Origin of the sequence: Longimicrobium sp. (assembly GCF_036280135.1) — a bacterium.
Lineage (GTDB): Bacteria > Gemmatimonadota > Gemmatimonadetes > Longimicrobiales > Longimicrobiaceae > Longimicrobium.
The window spans coordinates 1-3,814 of the sequence record NZ_DASURI010000437.1 but is presented as its reverse complement, the minus strand read 5'-3'; the positions used below and the strand labels follow the sequence as shown (position 1 = coordinate 3,814).

Here is a 3,814-nt window from a genome sequence, read left to right as displayed (position 1 = left end):
CGCCGCGCGCTGAAGGCTGGACGGATGGGGGACGGCGGGGCGAGAATAGGAAGGGGGGTCCCTCCGTGAACCCGAGTTGAGGATCGACGACGATGAAGTGTCCCGTGTGCCTGACGCCCGACCTGGTGATGGCGGATCGTCAGGGAATCGAGATCGACTACTGCCCGCAGTGCCGGGGCGTGTGGCTGGACCGCGGCGAGCTGGACAAGATCATCGACCGCTCCCTGCCGCAGCAGCCGCCCGCCGCGCCGCCGCCTCCGCCGCAGCAGCAGCAGGGCGGATACGGCGAGCATCGTGATCATCATCGCAAGTACGACGACGACTACCGCCACGGCGGATACTACAAGAAGAAGAAGCGCGGCTTCCTGGGCGACATCTTCGACTTCGACTGAGATAAACCAACTGCATTCCCACGCAGAGCCGCGGAGGCGCAGAGTACTTCATCGCGCGATGAAGTACTCTGCTGCCTCTGCTCCCTCTGCGTGAGATTGCAGTTGCTTATCAGGCAGGCACGGCGGAAAGGACGGACGCGCGCCGCAGGACCAGCGTGAACGTGGAGCCGCGGCCGGGCTCGCTCTCCACCTCCAGCTCCCCGCCCATCCCGCGCGCCAGGTCGCGGCTGATGGCCAGCCCCAGCCCCACGCCCTCGTCCGGCCGGTTCAGCGCCCGCTCCCCCTGCACGAACGGGTCAAAGATGTGCGGCAGCCGCTCCGCGCGGATTCCCGTGCCCGTGTCGCGCACGTGGATGCGCACGCGCGCCTCGTCCGCGTCGCACGCCAGGACCACGGAGCCGCCCGCCTGCGTGTACTTGATGGCATTGGCCAGCAGGTTGAGCACCACCTGCCGCACCTTGTCCCCGTCCGCGCGCACCACGACGGCCGGGTCGCACGGCTCGAGGCGAAAGTGCAGCCGCGACGCGCGCACCTGCGGCGCCACCAATCCCTCCAGCTCCGCCAGGGCTTCGCGCAGGGGCACGTCGGCCATGGCGTACTGCACCGTGCCCGCCTCGATGCGCGCGAAGCTCAGCACGTCGTTGATGAGGGTGAGCAGGTGCGCCTGGCTGCGGACGATGCGGGCCAGGGCGTCCCGCTGGGCCTCCGTCACGGGGCCGTGCAGCCCCATCTCCATCAGCTCCGCGTAGCCCCCGATGGCGTTGAGGGGCGTGCGCAGCTCGTGGCTCATCACCGCCAGGAAGTCGCTCTTGGCGCGGCTGGCCAGCTCCGCGTCCGTCCGGGCCTGCTCCGCCTCCGCCCGGGCGCGCTGGGCGTCGGCCACGCGGCGCTCCAGCTCGGCGCGCGCGGCCTGCACCTGCCGCGCCATGCTGTCGAAGCTGGCCGCCAGCCGCCCCACCTCGTCCCGCCCCCTGCCCATCACGGGGACGTCGTACGCGCCGCGCGCCACGCCCTCCGCGGCGGCCGTGAGCGTCGCCAGCGGGCGGGCCAGGCGCCGGCCCGTGATCCACGTGACGGCGGCGGCCGCCAGGATCACCAGCAGGCTCACCAGCGACAGCTGGCGCAGGGTCTCGCGCGGCCGCTGCGCGATCCAGCCCATGGGCGACGCCAGCACCATCCGCCAGGGCGTCCCCGCCACGGGCGCCTCGGCCACGGCCAAGCGGCCCACGCCGGGGCGCACGTCCACCAGCCCCCGGGACGTGCTGTCGCGGCCGGCGGGCGCCGGCGCGGCCTCCCCCGGCGCCGCGAACCAGAATGAGCCGTCCGCGTTGCGCGTGTAGAGGGTGAACTCCTCGCCGATGAAGTCGTGCATCATCCGCAGGGCGCCGGGCGGGCTTCCCGCGTACAGCGCCCGCGCCACGTACCCCGTCCGCGTTCCGCCGTCCACCACGGGCGCCACGAGCCAGAAGCGGACGCGGTCCCCCGCCGCGTGCAGCGGGCCGATCCACACGGAATCCATCCTTCCCGGCGCCCACGCCCCGTCCCCCGGGCCCATCCGCCGGTCGGCAGGCGGCGCGGCGCCCGCGAACGCCACCGTCCGCCCGTCCGCGTCCCACAGCTCCACCGTCAGCGCCGAGTCGCGAGGGGCCAGCAGCGTCGCCAGCACCGCGCGCGCGGCCGCATCGTCCCCGGCGGACGGCGCGCGGCCCGCGCCCCGCGCCCGCAGCACGCGCGTCACCGCCGGGGCCCGCGCGGCCTCGCGCAGATCCCGCGCGCGCCACGCCATGCTTTCCGCGGCCGCCCCCGCCACCTGCTGCACGGCGCTCTGCAGCCGGCCGCGGACGATGACCTCCGCGCGGTCGCGCAGCGTGGCGTAGGTGAACGCCAGGATGCCGGCCAGCCCCGCGGCCAGCAGGACGGTCATCAGCAGGGGAAGCTTCCACGCCAGCGGAAGGGCGCCGCCCAGGGGAACGCCGCGGGGGCTCTCGCCACGGGGCGCGCGGGGTGACCGGGTCATGCGGTCGGGTTGCTGCGGTCGGGTTGCTGCGGAAAGGCAGCGCGCACGAAAGGAGCGCGCCGGATCAGCCCGGGTGGGCCACGACAACTTACGCCGTCCGCGCCGCCGGGCCAAGCGCGCCGTCCCGTCCACGCCTTGCCCCGGCGCGGCGAAGGCCGCATCTCTTACGCGTCCCGGCGGGTCGCAGTCCCACGTCCACACCCTGGAGCGGCATGGCGGCAGACTTTCTCCTGTACGGATCGTACGGATACACGGGGCGGCTGATCGTGGAGCGGGCGCGCGCCGCCGGGCTCACGCCGCTGCTGGCCGGCCGCGACGCCGCCGCCCTCGCCGCGCAGGGGGCCGAGACGGGCCTGCCGTACCGCGCCTTTGCCCTGGACGACACGGCGGCGCTGGACGCCGCGCTCCGCGAGCACCGCGTGGTGCTGCACGCGGCCGGCCCGTTCTCGCGCACGTCGCGGCCCATGGTGGACGCGTGTCTGCGGACGGGCGCGCACTACCTGGACATCACGGGCGAGATCGCCGTCTTCGAGGCCGTCGCCGCCCGCGACGCGCAGGCACGGGCCGCCGGGGTGATGCTGATGCCGGGCGCGGGCTTCGACGTGGTGCCCAGCGACTGCCTGGCCGCGCACCTCAAGCGCCGCCTGCCCTCCGCCACGCGGCTCCAGCTCGCCTTCCAGGGCATCGGCGGCATCTCGCGCGGGACGATGACGACGATGATCGAGAACATCCACCAGGGCGGCGCCGTCCGCCGGGGCGGGCGCATCACCCGCGTGCCGGCGGCGTACCGCTCGCGGACGGTGGATTTCGGGCGCGGCCCCGTGTCGGTGACGACGATCCCCTGGGGCGACGTGTCGACGGCCTACCACAGCACGGGCATCCCGGACGTGGAGGTCTACACGCGCGTGGGCGCCGGTGCGCGGCGGGGGATGGTCGCCAGCCGGCACCTGGGATGGCTGCTGGGCAGCGGCCCCGTGCAGCGGATGATGCTCAAGCGCATCCGCGGCGGCCCGCCGGGCCCCACGCCGGAACAGCGCGCCCGCGGCGCCAGCCTGCTGTGGGGGCAGGCCGAGGACGACGCGGGCGGCCGCGCCGTGGCCCGCATGCGCACCCCTGAGGGCTACACCCTCACGGCGATGACGTCCGTCGAGGCCGTGCGCCGCGTGCTCGCCGGTGACGCCCCCGCCGGCTTCCAGACCCCGTCGAAGGCCTACGGGGCGGACTGGATCCTGGAGTTCGACGGCGTGGAGCGGACGGACGTGGAGTGAACGGCAGTGCGTGAGTGCGTTGGTGCGGACGTGCGTGAGTAAAGGCACGGCGCTCGTGCACGGGAGGCGGAGATCGCGCGAACGCGGAGCGCCCCCCTCCCCGACCCTCCCCCACAAACTGCGTGGGGGAGGGAGGT

Annotated in this window: 3 protein-coding genes; 2 read left to right on the top strand and 1 reads right to left on the bottom strand. The window is 74.5% G+C overall.

Annotated elements, in window-relative coordinates; all coding sequences use genetic code 11:
- The first annotated feature begins 92 nt into the window (after positions 1-92).
- Positions 93-392, top strand: coding sequence for a zf-TFIIB domain-containing protein (locus VFZ20_RS14115; protein ID WP_329684540.1), 300 nt, complete (start codon positions 93-95; stop codon positions 390-392).
- A gap of 109 nt (positions 393-501) precedes the next feature.
- On the opposite strand, the gene VFZ20_RS14110 is transcribed toward VFZ20_RS14115, so the two are convergent.
- Positions 502-2,409, bottom strand: a complete 1,908-nt coding sequence (locus VFZ20_RS14110; RefSeq protein WP_329684539.1) for an ATP-binding protein — start codon at positions 2,407-2,409, stop codon at positions 502-504.
- A gap of 212 nt (positions 2,410-2,621) precedes the next feature.
- On the opposite strand from VFZ20_RS14110, the gene VFZ20_RS14105 reads away from it, so the two are divergent.
- The gene (locus tag VFZ20_RS14105) at positions 2,622-3,677 is read left to right on the top strand and encodes a saccharopine dehydrogenase family protein (RefSeq protein ID WP_329684538.1); all 1,056 of its coding nucleotides are present in this window, start codon (positions 2,622-2,624) and stop codon (positions 3,675-3,677) included.
- Positions 3,678-3,814: the final 137 nt, after the last annotated feature.